The sequence below is a fragment of the Pseudorhodoferax sp. LjRoot39 genome, assembly GCF_964253035.1.
In the GTDB taxonomy this organism is placed as follows: domain Bacteria; phylum Pseudomonadota; class Gammaproteobacteria; order Burkholderiales; family Burkholderiaceae_C; genus Pseudorhodoferax.
The window spans coordinates 7,481,751-7,497,117 of sequence record NZ_CAXUQL020000001.1; the positions used below are offsets into that span (position 1 = coordinate 7,481,751).

At 72.2% G+C, this 15,367-nt stretch carries 15 protein-coding genes; 11 read left to right on the forward strand and 4 right to left on the reverse strand.

The genetic code is table 11. The features are described from left to right. Positions 1-191: 191 nt before the first annotated feature. The gene (locus ACSQ4M_RS34925; protein ID WP_436193917.1) at positions 192-1,634 is read left to right on the forward strand and encodes an iron-containing redox enzyme family protein; all 1,443 of its coding nucleotides are present in this window, start codon (positions 192-194) and stop codon (positions 1,632-1,634) included. Between the two features lie 174 nt (positions 1,635-1,808). After that, positions 1,809-2,264, forward strand: coding sequence for a nucleoside deaminase (locus ACSQ4M_RS34930; protein ID WP_436193918.1), 456 nt, complete (start codon positions 1,809-1,811; stop codon positions 2,262-2,264). Position 2,265: 1 nt separating this feature from the next. Here ACSQ4M_RS34930 and ACSQ4M_RS34935 read toward each other — a convergent pair whose 3' ends face one another. Then, positions 2,266-3,150 carry a LysR family transcriptional regulator gene (locus tag ACSQ4M_RS34935; RefSeq protein WP_436193919.1) on the reverse strand — a complete coding sequence of 295 codons (885 nt, stop codon included), beginning with the start codon at positions 3,148-3,150 and terminating at the stop codon, positions 2,266-2,268. Between the two features lie 154 nt (positions 3,151-3,304). Here ACSQ4M_RS34935 and ACSQ4M_RS34940 point away from each other — a divergent pair, with 154 nt between their 5' ends. The 3 genes from ACSQ4M_RS34940 to ACSQ4M_RS34950 are packed head-to-tail and all read left to right on the forward strand — an operon-like array spanning position 3,305 to position 6,440. Next, positions 3,305-4,291, forward strand: a complete 987-nt coding sequence (locus ACSQ4M_RS34940) for a tripartite tricarboxylate transporter substrate binding protein (RefSeq protein ID WP_436193920.1) — start codon at positions 3,305-3,307, stop codon at positions 4,289-4,291. Next, on the forward strand, positions 4,288-5,301 hold the full coding sequence (locus ACSQ4M_RS34945) for an NADPH:quinone oxidoreductase family protein (protein WP_436193921.1): 1,014 nt from the start codon (positions 4,288-4,290) through the stop codon (positions 5,299-5,301). Before ACSQ4M_RS34940 ends, ACSQ4M_RS34945 begins: the two co-directional genes overlap by 4 nt. Continuing rightward, complete coding sequence (locus ACSQ4M_RS34950) at positions 5,298-6,440, forward strand: CaiB/BaiF CoA transferase family protein (RefSeq protein ID WP_436193922.1); 1,143 nt, start codon at positions 5,298-5,300, stop codon at positions 6,438-6,440. Before ACSQ4M_RS34945 ends, ACSQ4M_RS34950 begins: the two co-directional genes overlap by 4 nt. Before the next feature lie 25 nt (positions 6,441-6,465). On the opposite strand, the gene ACSQ4M_RS34955 is transcribed toward ACSQ4M_RS34950, so the two are convergent. Further along, positions 6,466-7,314, reverse strand: coding sequence for a helix-turn-helix domain-containing protein (locus ACSQ4M_RS34955; protein WP_436193923.1), 849 nt, complete (start codon positions 7,312-7,314; stop codon positions 6,466-6,468). A gap of 218 nt (positions 7,315-7,532) precedes the next feature. On the opposite strand from ACSQ4M_RS34955, the gene ACSQ4M_RS34960 reads away from it, so the two are divergent. From ACSQ4M_RS34960 to ACSQ4M_RS34975, 4 genes are all read left to right on the forward strand, one after another. Next, complete coding sequence (locus tag ACSQ4M_RS34960) at positions 7,533-8,402, forward strand: fumarylacetoacetate hydrolase family protein (RefSeq protein WP_436193924.1); 870 nt, start codon at positions 7,533-7,535, stop codon at positions 8,400-8,402. A 2-nt stretch (positions 8,403-8,404) separates the two neighbouring features. Continuing rightward, positions 8,405-9,187, forward strand: coding sequence for an alpha/beta fold hydrolase (locus ACSQ4M_RS34965; RefSeq protein WP_436193925.1), 783 nt, complete (start codon positions 8,405-8,407; stop codon positions 9,185-9,187). 75 nt (positions 9,188-9,262) lie between these two features. Further along, a complete protein-coding gene (locus tag ACSQ4M_RS34970) occupies positions 9,263-10,603 on the forward strand; it encodes an amidohydrolase family protein (protein ID WP_436193926.1) in 1,341 nt (446 codons plus the stop codon). 82 nt (positions 10,604-10,685) lie between these two features. Continuing rightward, positions 10,686-11,030 carry a c-type cytochrome gene (locus tag ACSQ4M_RS34975; protein ID WP_436193927.1) on the forward strand — a complete coding sequence of 115 codons (345 nt, stop codon included), beginning with the start codon at positions 10,686-10,688 and terminating at the stop codon, positions 11,028-11,030. Between the two features lie 3 nt (positions 11,031-11,033). On the opposite strand, the gene ACSQ4M_RS34980 is transcribed toward ACSQ4M_RS34975, so the two are convergent. Next, positions 11,034-12,506 carry a vWA domain-containing protein gene (locus tag ACSQ4M_RS34980; RefSeq protein ID WP_436193928.1) on the reverse strand — a complete coding sequence of 491 codons (1,473 nt, stop codon included), beginning with the start codon at positions 12,504-12,506 and terminating at the stop codon, positions 11,034-11,036. Positions 12,507-12,630: 124 nt separating this feature from the next. Between ACSQ4M_RS34980 and ACSQ4M_RS34985 the strand changes: the two genes are divergently transcribed. Then, a complete protein-coding gene (locus tag ACSQ4M_RS34985; RefSeq protein ID WP_436193929.1) occupies positions 12,631-13,251 on the forward strand; it encodes a sigma-70 family RNA polymerase sigma factor in 621 nt (206 codons plus the stop codon). Continuing rightward, positions 13,248-14,288: a hypothetical protein gene (locus ACSQ4M_RS34990; protein ID WP_436193930.1), complete on the forward strand. Its 1,041-nt coding sequence runs from the start codon at positions 13,248-13,250 to the stop codon at positions 14,286-14,288. The genes ACSQ4M_RS34985 and ACSQ4M_RS34990 overlap by 4 nt, the downstream gene beginning before the upstream one ends. Positions 14,289-14,313: 25 nt before the next feature. Here the strand turns inward: ACSQ4M_RS34990 and ACSQ4M_RS34995 are convergent, their stop codons facing one another. Next, on the reverse strand, positions 14,314-15,363 hold the full coding sequence (locus ACSQ4M_RS34995) for an alcohol dehydrogenase (RefSeq protein ID WP_436193931.1): 1,050 nt from the start codon (positions 15,361-15,363) through the stop codon (positions 14,314-14,316). Between the last annotated feature and the right edge of the window lie 4 nt (positions 15,364-15,367).

The window sequence follows — 15,367 nt, forward strand, 5'->3', positions numbered from 1 at the left end:
CGCTGCGCACCGCCGTGCGGCCGTTGCCGTGTCGGAGAAGACGCCGTGGCCGCCTGCGTGCCAGGCGGGCACTTCCGAACACAGGTTTGGGGCGCGTCGGACAGCAGGCCTGCCCGCGCCGGATGCCGTCCCACGTCCACATGTGGCAACGCCTTCGCGCGACGGCACCCGCGCACCGGCACGCTTGCAGCATGCACTCCACCCCCACATCCGCCCTGGCAGAGCCGGCCCACGCAGCGACGCCCGCAGCCCTGCCGCGCCAGGCCTATCCCTGTTCCGACGACCTTTACCCCGCCAGCATCGGCCAGGCCCTGGCGCCTGCGCGTGCCAGCTCGTACCGGGCCGTGTACGAGGACCTCGTGCACCCCGCCACCGAGCGGCTGGCGGCGCAGCGGCGTTCGCTGGCGCTGCTGCGCGATGCGCTCGATGCCGTGGCGAGCCAGCCGGACGACCTGCCGGCCTCGCCCGAGGGACTGGTCGACTGGATGACGGCCTCGGCGAAGAAGGCCACCGATGCCTACCAGGACTATCTGGCCCAGCGCCGCGCCGGCGCGCCGCGCCGCTTCTTCTCCACCCGCACGCATGCGCTGCACTTCCTGCAGGCGGTGGCGCCGACCAAGTTGGTGGACGGCTCCTGGCTGTTCGGCTGCATGCGCCATGCGCGCGACCCGCGCATGGCCGGCCTGGCGCAGACCTACCTCGAGGAACTCGGCAACGGCGACGCCAGCAAGAACCATGTGCTGCTGTACCGCGAGCTGCTGCGCGCCCACGGGCTGAACGAGGGCACGCACCTCAGTGACGAGCATTTCGAGCAGGGCGCCATCCAGCTGGCGCTGGGCCACACCACCGAGCAGATGCTGCCCGAGGTGATCGGCTTCAACCTGGGCTACGAGCAACTGCCGCTGCACCTGCTGATCACCGCCTACGAGCTCAATGAGCTGGGGCTGGATCCGTACTACTTCACGCTGCACGTGACCGTGGACAACGCCGACAGCGGGCACGCGCGCAAGGCCATCGAGGCGGTGAGGCTCAACGCCGCACGCTTCGCGCATGCCGGGCGCTACTGGGAGCGCGTGCGCCGCGGCTACCGGCTCAACGATCTGGGCCTGGGGACCAACAGCGTGATCGCCGGCTTCGACCTCGACTCCGAGGTGCTGCGCATCTTCATCGCCAAAAGCGCTGCCGGGGCTGGCGCGCATTCGGACTACTGCCGCATCGAGGGCCGCACCGTGAACGCCTGGCTCAGCGAGCCCACGCGCGTGGGGGACTTCCTGCAGGCCCTGGTGCGCAAGGGCTGGATCGTGCCGGGCGCGGAGCCCGCACAGAGCCGCTTCTGGCAGCTGCTGGTGGGCGAGCGCGCCGAGATGTTCGGCGTGTTCAGCGACTACGAGCTGCAGGCATTGTTCGACTGGATCCGCGGGCCCGCAGCAGCAGACGGCCGCCGCTACGACGCGCCCACACTGGGCACGGCGCGCACGCCGAGCTTCCGTGCCGCGCAACGCCTGCGCGCCGGCGTCGGCACCGATGGGCCACCCGCACAGGATGCGGAACAGCCCCTGCTGGCACCCGGCGCGCACTGGACGCCACAGGGCCTGGACGCCACGCGCGCGCTGGTCGCCAGCCTGCGCGGCTGAGAAGCTGTGAACGAACCCCTCACGACCACGCGAGGCCTGATGACGGCCTGCCTGCATCGCCATCGTCGCGCCCAGGGCCGCGCCCTTCGGGCCGGGGCGCGATCGGTTCATTCACAGCTTCTGAGCCCTGCCCATGGCGCGCGGGGCGCTGGGCTGCCGCTCTACCATCGCGCCATGAGCACCTTGCACGACGACGACTCCAACCACCTGCGCCGCGCCTTCGTGGCGGCACGCACCGCGCGCGCCGCCGGCGACATGCCCTTCGGCGCGGTGCTGGCCCGCGACGGCCAGGCGGTGTGGACGGCACGCAACCGCCAGCACACGGCCGGCGACCCCAGCGCCCATGCCGAACTCGTGCTGTTGCGCGAGGCCTGCGCGGCCCTGGGCCCCGACGCGCTGCGCGGCGCCACGGTCTACGCCAGCGGCGAGCCCTGCGCCATGTGCGCAGGCGCCATGTTCTGGGCCGGCGTGGCCCGCATCGTGTTCGGCGCTCCGCTGGCCGAGATGGAGACACGCCTGGGGGGGCCGCTGCTGGGCCTGGGCTGTGCGAACACGCTGGCCGCCGCGCAGCCGGCTGTCACGGTCGAAGGGCCGCTGCTGCTGGACGAAGCGCTGGCCGCGCTGGCTTAGCTCAGCCGCCCTGCACCACCGCGTCGCGGAAGTCGGCGCACACCGGCGACAGATAGCCTGCCGCGCGCCAGAACACGCCGAGCTCGCGCCGCCACAGCAGCGCATCGCCAGGCAGCGCCGACAGGCCGTGGCCTTCGGGCTGCTGCAAGAGCTGCGCGGGCATCACGCCCAGCAGGTCGGACTGGCGCAGCAGCTCGGCGAAGGCCGAGGGCGAGGCCGTGCTCTCCACGGCCACGCGCGGCGGCGGCAGGCCAGCCTCGGTGAAGCGCTCGTCCAGCCAGTGGCGCAGGTAGAGCGAGCTGGCCGGCAATGCCCAGCGTTCGGCAACAAGGTCGGCCAGTTCGCGCAGCTGCGCGCGGCGCGGATGGCGGCTGCGCAGGGCCACGCGCAGTTCCAGCGGGCCGAGCGGGCGCCAGTCCAGGTCGCGCGGCACACGGTCGGGCCGGGCCGCCAGCACGAGGTCGACCTCGGCACGCTGCAGCAGCGCCAGCAGGCGTGCGCTCAGTTGCGTTTCGATGCTGAACTGCGCCAACGGCCGCTGCGCGATGAAGCGCGCCAGCAGCGGCGAGAGCAGCGTGGACATCAGGTGCGGCAACACGCCCACGCGCACGGCGCCGGCGCGGGCCTGGCGCTGTTCGGCCAGGTCGCCACGCAGGTCGCCCATGGCCAGCAGCACGCGCTGGGCATGGGCCTGCAGCGAGACGCCCGCCGGCGTCAGCGCCACGCCGTGGCCGCTGCGCTCGACCAGCCGCAGACCGGCCTCGGCCTCCAGCCGCGCCAGCGTCTTGGACAGCGCCGACTGCGTGACGCCCAGGGCGTCCGCCGCACGGTGCAGGTTGCCGTGCTCGGCCAGCTTCAGGAACGCCTGCAGGTCTTCCAGCCGCATCTGTCTCCTCCGCGCGGTGGGGCTGCCGGCGATTCCCGCCAGGCATCGGAATCGGCCCGGCGGGAATTCCGCGGGGCCGGGCGGCGATCCTAAACTGCCCCGCAAGCAGGCGGCCCGGGCACCGGCCGCCGCACAGACACCAAGGAGACAACCCATGCCCATCGCCCCACGGCGTCGTTTTGGCGCAGCCCTGCTCGCCCTGCCCCTGCTGGCCGCGCTGCCCGCACACGCGTCCGACAACGCGCCCTACCCCAGCAAGCCGTTGACCATCGTCGTGCCATCGGTGGCCGGCAACGTCAACGATGCCGTGGCCCGGCTGCTGGGCCAGGAGCTCACCAAGGCCTGGGGCCAGCCTGTGATCGTCGACAACAAGCCCGGCGCCGGCACCACCACCGGCACCAGGTTCGTGGCCCAGGCGCCCAAGGATGGCTACACGGCCCTCTTGACCTTCACGGCCCATGTGCAGAACCCGCCGCTGTTCCCCAACATCGGCTACGACCCGGTGAAGGACTTCACGGCCGTCAGCGAGGTGGCGGCCTCATCCACCATCCTGGCGGTGTCGCCGGACTTCCCGGCGCGCACGCTGCCCGAGCTCGTCAAGCTCGTGCAGGCCAACCCGGGCAAGTACCCGTACGGCTCCTATGGCATGGGCACCACCGGCCACATCCTGGGCGAGCTGTTCAAGCGCGAGGCCGCTCTGGACATGGTCCACGTGCCCTACAAGGGCGGCGCGCCGCTGGCCACCGACCTGGCGGCCGGCCACGTCAAGATCGGCCTGATCGCCGTGGGCACGGCCAAGCCGCTGCTGCAGAGCGGCAAGCTGATCCCGGTGGCCATGGCCGGGGCGCAGCGCTCGGCCCTGCTGCCCGAGGTGCCTACTTTCCTCGAGAGCGGCTACAAGGGCTTCGAGCCCGACGCCTGGATGGGCCTGTTGATGCCGGCCGGCGTGCCGGCGGAACGGGCCGCGGCGCTGTCGAAGGAAGTGGCGCGCATCGTGCGGCTGCCCGAGATCGACAAGCGCATGCGCGAGCTGAACCTCGTGCCCATCGGCAACACGCCGCAGGAGTTCGACGCCGTGCTGCGCGGCGATTTGGACAAATGGTCGCGCTTCGTGCGCGAGCTCAACATCAAGATCGAATGACCTCGTCGACCTATACCGGATTGCTCTGCACCCGCTTCGGCCACTGGAGCGAGCTGGCACTCACGCAGTTGCCGCGCCAGCCGCTGGCCCCCGGCCAGGTGCGGCTGCGCGTGCGCCATGCCGGCGTGGGCTTCGCCGTGAGCCTGTTCGTGGCCGGCACCTACCAGCGCAAGCCGCCGCTGCCCTTCACGCCCGGCACCGAGGCCGCGGGCGAGGTGCTGGAGGTGGCACCCGATGTGACACAGCTGCAGCCCGGCCAGCGCGTGACGGCCGCATTGGACTGGGGTGCGTTCGCCGAGGAGGTGGTCATCGCCGCCGACACCGTCTACCCGCTGCCCGACGCCGTGCCGCTGGCCAAGGCCGCGGCGCTGCCCATCACCTACGGCACGGCCTGGTCGGCGCTGCAATGGCGCGCCGCGCTTCAACCGGGCGAGACGCTGCTCGTGCACGGCGCGGCCGGCGCGCTGGGCATGGCGGCCGTGCAGATCGGCCAGCTCATGGGCGCACAGGTCATCGCCACGGCCAGCACGCCCGCCAAGCGCGCGGCCGCGCTGGCGCTGGGCGCGCACCACGCGCTGGCGGGCGATCCCGAGACCCTGGCGGCCTCCGTCAAGGCGGTCTGCCCGCACGGCGCCGACGTGGTGTTCGACCCTGTGGGCGGTGCGCTGTTCGATGCCTCGCTGCGCTGCACCGCGCCCGAGGCGCGCCTGCTGAGCATCGGCTACGCGAGCGGCACCATCCCGAGCGCGCCGGCCAACCTGCTGCTGGTCAAGAACCTCAGCGTGATCGGCTTCAACTACGGCTACTACATCGGCTGGGGCCTGACCGACGAGCGCCGCCGCTACGCGCCCAAGGTGCAGGCGCTGATCGCCGAACTGCTCGCCAACGTGGCCGAAGGGCGCATGGCGCTGCCGCAGACCCAGCATTTCCCGCTGGCCGACTGGCATGCGGCGCTGGACACCACGCTGTCGCGCCGCGCCATCGGCAAAGTGATCATCGACATGCCATGAACTCTGACGACCTCCCGCTGCACGGCCTGACCGTGCTCGACCTCTCCCAGGGCATCGCCGGCCCGCACTGCGGCCTGCTGCTGCGCCAGCAGGGCGCGCGCGTGATCAAGGTGGAGCCGCCGCAGGGCGACTGGAGCCGCCAGATGGGCCGCTCGCGCGCCGGCCACACGGCGATCTCCATCGCCTACAACCTGGGCAAGGAGAGCGTGGTGCTGGACACACGCACCGAAGCCGGCCGCGCTGCCCTGCGCCAGCTCGCCGCGCAGGCCGACGTGGTGGTGCAGAACTACCGCCCCGGCGTGGTCGAGCGCATGGGCGTGGGCTATGCCGAGCTCGCGGCGCAGCGGCCGGACCTGGTCTACGTCTCGATCTCGGGCCACGGCGCAACCGGCCCCGACGCCCAGCTGCCCGCCTTGGACACCACCATGCAGGCCGCCACCGGCCTCATGCACCTGAACCGCGACGCCCAGGGCGCGCCGCGCCGCATCGGCCTGTTCCTCGTGGACATCGCGACCGGCCTGCAGGCCGCGCAGAACGCCATGGCCGCGCTCGTGCGCGCCGCGCGCACGGGCCAGGGCCGGCATGTGCAGGTCTCGATGCTGGAGACCGCCGCCGCGCTGCAGAGCTACCTGGTGCTGGACGCCGCGATGTTCCCGGATGCCGAGGCCACGGCCTTCAACGTGCCGACCGGCCTGTTCCGCGCCAGCGACGGCCACCTCTACGTGAGCATGCTGGACGACGCCATGTTCCGCCGCCTGGCCGAGGCGCTGGACCGCGCCGACTGGCTGGCCGACCCGGACCTGGCCACGAGCGCGGGCCGCATCCCGCGCGCAGCCGAGCTCAACGGCGCGCTGGCCGCCCAGATCGCCACGCAGACGGTCGCCGACTGGGAGGCCCTGCTGCGCCGCCACGATGTGCTGCACGCCCGCGCCGCGCGGCCGCAGGACCTGCCGCAGAGCGCGCAGGCACGCCATGCGGGCGTGTTCGCGCCGCTGGAGGTGCCGGGGCTGGGCCGGCTGGACTGGCCCAAGATGCCAGGCCAGGCCGGGCACACACCGCAGGGCGAGGCGCCGCTGCTGGGCCAGCACACGCAGGCGGTGCTGGCGGAGTTCGGCATCGCGGCGGCCACTCAGGCCTGAGTAAGGCCAGCCAGGCGCCCCGCGGCTAGCGCGGCACCCCCGTCACAGTGGACGGCATCGGCGCGCGCACGGCGCGCCGAAAGATCGAGGGCGACACGCCGGTGTGCTCCTTGAAGAAGCGCGAGAAGTTGCCGGGCGCCGAGAAACCGAGGTCCAGCGCAACGTCCGTGAGCGGCGCACCGTCGCCCACGCGCCGCATCGCCTCCTCCACACGGACCGCGCTCCAGAACACCTGGGGCGTCGTGTTCAACTGGTCGCGGAACAGCGCGAACAAATGCCCCCGCGACAGGCCGACGCGGCCCGCGATCTCGTCGATGGTGGCCTTGTCGGAGACATGCGCGCGCATGTGCGCGATGACCGCACGCAGGCGGTGGTCCAGCGATGCGCCCAGTGCGATGTGCGGCCTGGGAACGACCTCGTTGGCCGCATCGGTGGCGGCCTCCAGCAGCCGCTCCACCTGGTCGTCGACCGCGGCACGCGGGGACTGCGCCGACAGGATCAGGTCCAGCACCTGCCAGCAGGCACGGCGCAGCCCGGCGTCGATGTGCACCCTCGGGGTCGCGAAGCGGAACCCGCGGCCCGCGGCGTCGGCGCGCTCCTTGAGCCACTCGTGCCGCACCATGAAGACGAGGAACACCGCGACGCCGCCGTCCTCGCGCATCGCGAAGTCGTGCGACTCGAAGGCATTGACACCCAGCGCCAGGTCTTCGCCGTACTCGACGCGCTCGTCGCCGACGCGGGCCGTGCCGCGTGCCCCGCCCAGCCAGAACGCGATCTGCGCTTCCGAATGCGCGTGCGGTACCAGGTTGCCCCGCAGCTCCAGCACGATGGCCGTGCCGAAGGCTCCTTCGTGAAGTGCATACGCCTCTGCCATGCCCAAGCTCCCACAACGTGGCGCGGATTCTGGTGCGCGTTCCGGCGTGCACATCGGCCACCTCGGGTAAGCCCTGAGAAATGCACCTGACTCTGCGATACGCCGGCCGACTCCGCGATAAGCGCGCCGGCGGGCCGGCGCCTACAGTTTTGCCAGCGTCCTGCGCTGCCCTCGCAAACCGGGCAGGCAGGCCGCCCCGCAACTTTCTGGAGCACCCCATGCGTCTTGCCGCATTTCTCGCCGACGGCCATCCCCACGTCGGCCTGGTCGACCCCACCGGACACACCGTCACCGCGCTCGACCTGCCGCGCGCCGAGGCCGCCTACGGCGTCCTGCCCCTCATCGAGGCGCTGGCCGAAGGCAAGCCACTGCCGGCGACAACGGAGCGCCGCTTCGACCTCAAGGAGGTGCAGCTGGATGCACCGCTGCCCAAGCCGCGCCGCAACCTCTGGTGCGTGGGCCGCAACTACCACGCGCATGCGAAGGAGCTCTCGGCCTCGGTGTTCAAGGACAACGACGCCAACCCCGAATCCTGGCCCATCGTCTTCACCAAGGTGCCCGAGTGCGTCGTGGGTCCGCACGACACCGTCCACGTTCCGAGCGAGGTCTCCGAGCAGATCGACTACGAGGCCGAGCTGGCGGTCGTCATCGGCAAGGGTGGTAAGAACATCCCCAGGGCGGCCGCGCTGGCGCATGTGTTCGGCTACACCATCGTCAACGACGTGACCGCGCGCGACGTGCAGATGCGCCACCAGCAGTGGGACATGGGCAAGTCGTTCGACACCTTCTGTCCCATGGGCCCGTGGATCGTCACGGCCGACGAACTGGACGGCACCAGGACCCGCGTTCGCTGCTGGGTCAACGGCGAGCTGCGCCAGGACGGCCCGACCGAGAACATGATCTTCGACATCCCGACGCTGATCGAGACCGTCTCGCGCGGCATCACGCTGTACCCGGGCGACGTCATCGCCACGGGCACCCCCGCCGGCGTGGGCATGGGCCTGAAGCCGCCGCGCTACCTGCGCGCCGGCGACGTCGTGCGCATCGAGGTGGATGGCCTGGGCAGCATCGAGAACCGGTTCGTCTGACCATGGCCACGCAATGCATCAACGGCCTGGCCGTCGAGATCAGCGGCGAAGGCGACGCTGTCCTGTGCATCCACGGCCTGGGCGGCTCGTCCAACGTATGGACGCCTGTCGCGGGCGCACTGCAGTCCTTCCAGCGCATCGCACCCGACCTGCCGGGCAGCGCGCGATCCGCGCTGGCGGCCGGTCCGCTGTCCATCGAGAGCCTGGTGGAGACCATCGCCGCACTGCTGCACCAGCTGCAGTTGAAATCGGTCCATGTGGTCGCGCACTCGCTGGGCACCATCATTGCCCAGCACCTGGCCGTGGCGCATCCGCAGCGCGTGCGCTCGCTCGCGCTGTTCGGTCCCCTGGTTGCTCCGCCTGATGCGGGCCGTCCGGGCATCCGGGCACGTGCGGAGCTCGCCCGCAAGGGCGTGGTCGCCATGCAGGAGATCGCCGATGCCATCGTGCAGGGCGCCACGAGCCAGGAGACCAAGGCCGAGCGGCCGGCGGTCCTGGCCGCTGTGCGCGAGCTCATCATGCGACAGCCGAGCGAAGGCTATGCGCAAAGCTGCGAGGCGCTGGCCGCCGCCCAGTCTGCGGCGTTGGAAGCCATCGCCGTGCCCGTGCTGCTGGTGACCGGTGACCAGGACGGTGTCGCGCCCGCTGCCAACGTCGAAGCCATGGCCAAGCGACTTGCAGATGCCTCGTTGGTGGTGCTGCCTCGCTGCGGTCACTGGACCACCCTGGAGCAGCCGCAACGCTGTGCCCAGGAACTCGAAACGTTCTACACGCGCCTGCGCTGAACACGCTTGCGCTTGTAAACCCGCCCGCCCGGCCTGGCCGGGAACCCCACCTGACCACAGGTCAAGGAGACAGACATGACTCGGTATGCATTCACGAACGTTCGCATCTTCGACGGCACCGGAGAAGACCCGTATCTGGGCGACGTGCTGGTGGCAGACAAGAAAATCATCCAGGTGGCGCGTGCGCCTGGGAAGGTCGATACCGACGGTGCCCGCGTGTTCGAGGGGCGCGGCCGCTTCCTGATGCCCGGCATGACCGAGGCCCACACGCACTTCTCCTGGAACGACCAGCCTTCGCTGGCTGCCATCCAGTTCATGCCGCCGGAGGAGCACATGCTCTGGTGCGTGCGCGTGGCCAGGCGCTACCTGGACATGGGCTGGACCTCGGCCATCGGCGCGGCCGCCGCCAAGCCGCGGCTGGACGTGGTGCTGCGCAACGCCATCGACGCGGGCGAGTTCCCGGGGCCGCGCTACCTGGCCGGCTCGCAGGAGATCACGACCATCGGCGCGCTGGGCGACAACACGCTGCCGCACATGCCTTTCGAGGAGCTGAGCTTCGGCAGCGTCTGCAGCGGCCCGGAGGAGATCCGCCGCTCGGCACGCACCTTCATCAAGTACGGCGTCGACCACCTGAAGATCAACCTGTCCGGCGAGTACATCGCCGGCCTGCCGGCCGAGATGTCGCCGTTCTCCGAAGAAGAGGTGGCCATGCTGTCGCGCGAGGCCAAGCGCTACGGCAAACGCATCGCGGCACACGCCCGCTCCAGCGAATCGGTCAAGCTGTGCGTGCGGCACGGCATCGAGATGGTCTACCACGCCAGCTTCGCCGATGAGGAGGCGCTGGACATGCTCGAGGCCCACAAGGACAAGCACTTCGTGGCCCCGGGCATCGGCTGGCTGGTGCGCACCACGTACCACGCGGCGGAGTACGGCATCACCGAAGCCGTCGCCACGCAGATGGGCTACAAGCGCGAGCTGGAGGTGGCGGCCGAGAGCCTGCGCAAGATGCATCAGCGCGGCATCCGCATCCTGCCCGGCGGCGACTACGGCTTCGCGTGGATGCCGCACGGCACCAATGCCAACGACCTGCAGTACTTCGTCGACTACATCGGCATGACGCCCAAGGAGGCGCTGCTGTCGGCCACCGCGCTCGGCGGCCAGATCATGATGCAGCCCGACACGCTGGGCCAGCTCAAGGCCGGCTACACCGCCGACTTGCTGCTGGTCGACGGCGACCCGCTGCAGGACCTGTCCGTCCTGACCGACCCGGCCAGGATCCAGCTGGTCATGAAGGACGGGGTCATCCACAAGGAATGCTCGACGCCGACGCCCAAGGACGCGGCGCTGCACCTGGAGGGCGCCGACTTCCCGCTGCGCGAGGAAGGTGTCAAGGAAGCCTTGGCAGAGATCGGCTGACGCGCTGCGCCGCCCCGGCAGGCCGTGCGCCGGGCGAGAATCCGGCCCGCGCGCGCCGCATGCCGCCCACCCACGACTCCAGATGCAGCCCCTTCACCGCGCTTCGGCGCTTCTCCTGGCCGCAGCCGCGCTCTGGCTGGGTGGCTGCGGCAACGAGGCCGGCGGCGGCGGCATGGCCCAGCTGAGCCAGGACCGCGGCTGCATGCGCTGCCACGGCATGGTGACGAAGTTCGTCGGCCCCGGCTTCCAGCAGGTGGCCGGCCGCTACCGCGGCGATGCCACGGCCGCGGCCCGGCTCAGCGCGAAGATCGTGCAGGGCAGCGTGGGCACCTGGGGCAATGTCATCATGCCGCGCCAGCCACAGGTCAGCGCGGCCGAGGCCAGTGCCTTGGCCGAATGGGTGCTGGCCCAGCCGCCCGCGCCCTGAGCGCTACAGCGCCCCGAGTTCATCGCGCACCAGCCGCACGATCAGGCGGTCCAGCGTGTCCACCGAGTAGTTGCGCACGTCGTGCACGGTCTCGCGGCCCGGGCCGCTGGCCGGCCGCTGTGCGTCGGCGTAGGTCAGGAACACGAAGCGGCCGCCGGTGTACTGCGCGATCTGGCGCTGGATGTACTCGCCCTGCCTGTCCAGCCCGCTGGCGCCCACGCTGAAGACCTTGATGCCCTTGCCCAGCGCCGCCTGCATGTCCGCGTCGTACTGCGGCCCGCCGTAGTCCAGGTGCGGCGGTGCGTCGGCCAGCAGCAGCACCATGCGCGTGGCGCCGTCGCCGCGCCAGGCGAGGCGGTGCACGGTCTCGTGCAGGGCCTCGTTCAGGGCCTCGGGGTAGTCGCCGCCGCCGTCGGCCTGCAAGCGATCCAGCACGCGCTGGAATGCGCCCAGGTCGTTCGTGAAGTCGTGGCTGCGCAGCACGAAGGCGTCGCCCTTGTCGCGGTAGGCCACCAGCGCGAAGCACAGGTCGGGCCGGCTCGGCAGGCCCGCCACCTCGTCGGCGATGCTGCGCAGGCTGGCCTTGAGCTTGCCGATCTCGTCGCCCATGGAGCCCGTGGCGTCGACGAGGAAGACCAGGTCCAGCCGCGCGCGGTCCTGCGGCGCCGTGCCGTCCAGCCTCAGCTCCAGCGCGCTCTTCTGGCCGCGCTGCAGGTAGCCGCGGCTTTCCACGCCGTTGCGGCGTGCCGTCACCTCGTAGACGCGCGCCTGCCGGGCGTCGAAGGCGTCCGGGTGCAGCCAGACCTTGCCGGCGCTGTCGGTGCGGGCCCAGGCCGCCTGGCCCTGCGGCGAGCGCACCAGCACCTCGGCATCGGCCACCGCGCGGCCCAGCCCGTCGCGCACCTGCAGCAGGTAGCGCTCGCGGATGTCCAGGGCGCGGTGCGCGACCTGGGTGCGCGCGCGAAAGGCCAGGTACTCGGCGAAGTCGGCGTTGTCGTCGACCACGCCGGCCGTCACCGGGCCCGGATCGCGCTGGCGCCGCAGCGCCGCCACCTCCGCACCGCTGGCGTCCTGCGGCGGTGCGGCTTCCGCACGGTCGGCCAGGGCGGACTCGGCGGCGGCTGGTGCGGTCTTGGACAGGGCCGGCGCCGGGGCCGCCGCCAACCGCGGCCGCGACAGTGCCTTGGGCGCGGCCATCTCCTGGCCATCGCCACGGCCCAGTACCTCGCGCATCTGCGGCGGCCGGGCGCAATGGGCGGCGCTCGGCGCGCGGAAGTTCGGGCGCACCTGCAGGGGCGCGAACTCGGGCGGCTGGGCCGGCCCCGAACCGCCCGCTGCCGGCTGCTCGGCCGGCAGCGGCCAGAGGCCCTGGCCCGGCGCCTGGGCGGCGCAGGCCGAGAGCATGAGCTGGGCGCTCAGCAGCGCCACCGAGAAACGATGAAGGCGCTGCAGGCGGGGGACGAAGGCTTGGGGCATCGGTGGCTCCGGTAGTTGCGATGTCCTGTGTACGGCCCGGCCGCAGCAGCGGGGTTGCAATGCGCACCCCACGCTAACCCCATGCGCGCGGCTGCGCCGTAGAAGGTGGTGTGAGAATCCATCGATGCTTCAGCGCAGCCACCACGACATGCCCGACGAGGTGCTGATGCAGGCCTATGCGGGCGGCGACAGCGCGGCCTTCGACCAGCTCTATGCGCGCCACGAGGCCGCCCTGCTGCGCTTCGTGCGCCGCCTGCTGGGCACGCGGCTCGCCGCGCAGGCGGACGAGGTGTTCCAGGACACCTGGATGCGCATCGTCGCGGCCCGCACCAGCTTCGACGCCGACCGCGCCGGCTGGCGCACCTGGGCCTTCACGATCGCCCACAACCTGGCCATGGACCGGCTGCGCACGAGTGGCCGCGAGCAGAGCCTGGATGAAGTCTCCACCGAGGGCGAGGACCCCCTGGAATGGCTGCAGGAGGCGCTGGACCTGGCCCACCCGCCGGCCGATGACCTGGCCCACTGGCGTGCCGCCGGCCGCCAGTTGCTGCACTGCCTGGACGCGCTGCCGGACGCACAGCGCGCCGCCTTCCTGCTGCACCACGAAGACGGTGCCAGCGTGGAAGACCTGGCAGAACGCCTGGGCCTGGGGTTCGAGACCGCCAAGAGCCGGCTGCGCTACGCGCTCGCCAAGTTGCGGGGCTGCATGCAGCACTACCTGACGCCCAGCGGAGCAGCCCGTTGAACGCGCCCCGCCCCACCCATCTGCGCGATGCGCGCCTGCGCCACGCGCTGGAGCACGCGCCCGATGCGCAGGCCTTGCCGGCCGAGGCCACGCGCGCGGCCATCCTGCGCCACGCCCACGCGGCGGTGGCGAGGCCGGCCCCCGTCGCACCCCTGCCCTGGTGGACACGGCTCGCCCAGGCGCTGGCCGGCCCCCGCAGGCCCTGGAACGCGGGCTTCGCCACGGTGCTGGTGGCCTGCGTGGTGGCGGGCCTGTGGTGGGAGCGCGATGTGCCCGGCCCAGCGCCGGATGCGCAGAGTCCGGCACCGGCCATGCCGGCGCCCGCCACACGGCAAGCCCCAGAGCAGAAGGAAAGCACGGCGCCTGCCGAGCAGCCCGCCACCGGCGCAAGCGCGCTGCCGCAGACGCGTGAGAAGGTGCAGCCCCCCCCGCGCCCGGCCCGGCCGCAACCGCAGCCAGCGCCTTCCATGTCGCAGGCCGAACCCGTCCTACCGCCTGCTGTGACCCTGCCAATGCAACCGCCTGCCGATGCCCAGCGGCGCCCGCAGGCGGCACCGCCCCGCGCGGAAACCGCCGACGCGCCATCCGCACCGGCGCAGGTGCCTGCGCCTGCGCAAGACCCGGCGGACATCACAACCTCCAGGGCCAGCCGCGCGTTCGCCGCCGGCCCGCCACGCCCTGCTGCCGCGCCAGCCCAGGCCCGGCCCGCGCCTGCCACAGCCACGGAGGCCTTCGCCTGGAACGCACTGCGCCTGCAACCCGCCACGGCCCCGGCCCGTGCGCGCGGCAGCCTGCCGGCGGACGTCTTGCAGGCCATCGACAGCCTGCTGCGCACGGGTGCCACGGCCGTGCCGGCCGAGGACCCCGTGCTGGCCCGCATCGCGCTGCTGCACGAGGGCGGTTCCGTGCTGGGCGTGCTCGAACTGGGTGCCTACAGCATGCGCTGGACGCCGACAGGCGACCGGCTCCCGCGCGCCTTTGCCGCGCGCGTCGAACCTGCCACGTCCCAGAAGGTCCGGGACGCGCTGGCGCCGTGACAGGCCGTGCCGCGCGGCGGCGTGCTCAGGGATGCAGGATGGTCCGGCCGCGGATGCGGCCGGCGCGCAGGTCGTCCAGGGCCAGCGAAGCCTGGGCCAGCGGCTGGGCCGTGAGCGGCATGGCCGGCAGGCGCCCGGCGCGCGCGATGGCCAGCAGCTCCTGCATCTCGGCCAGGCTGCCCACGTAGGAGCCGACCACGCTGACGGCCTTCATCGAGACCATGGCCGGCACGATGCGCGTGGCGCCGCCGAACAGGCCCACGCAGACCAGCTTGCCGCCCTTGCGCAGCGCGCCGAAGCCGAAGTCGAACGAGGCCGGCGCACCCACGAAGTCGACCGCAGCGGCCACACCGCCGCCGGTGGCCTTGACCAGCGCCTTGAGCGCGCCGGCTTCGCTCGGGTCGATGAGTTCGCCCGCACCCGCCTCGCGCGCCACGTCCCACTTGCTGCGGTCGAGCTCGACCACGATGGGCGGGCGCTGAAACAGCTCGCGCGCGAGCCGGATGCCCGACAGGCCGACACCGCCTGCGCCGATGACCATCACCGCATCGCCCGCGCCCAGCGCGTCGATTTTCTTCAGCGCGCCGAAGGCCGTGAGGCCGGAGCAGGCCAGCGTGGCGGCCTGGTCCTCGGGCAGCGGGTCGTAGTCCAGCAGCACGCGCGGGTGCGGCACCATGACATGGTCGGCGAAGCCGCCGTCGCGGTGCACGCCCAGGGCCTGCGGGGCATTGCACAGCTGCTCGTCGCCCGTGGTGCACAGCGTGCAGCGGCCGCAGCCGATCCAGGGGTAGACCACGCGGCGGTCGCCCACGGCCACGCCACGCGCCTCGGGGCCCACGGCCACCACGGTGCCGGCGATCTCGTGGCCCAGCGTGCGCGGCGGCTGCATGGCGCGCGCCATGTCCATCCGGTTTCCGCCGCCGAGGTCGAAGTAGCCGTCCTGCAGGTGCACGTCGCTGTGGCACACGCCGCAGCTGCCGACCTGGAGCAGCACCTCGCTGCCCTGGGGCTGCGGCGTCTCGCGCAGGACCTGGGCCAGCGGCTTGCCAAAGGTGTCGATCTGGTAGCTCAGCATGGCG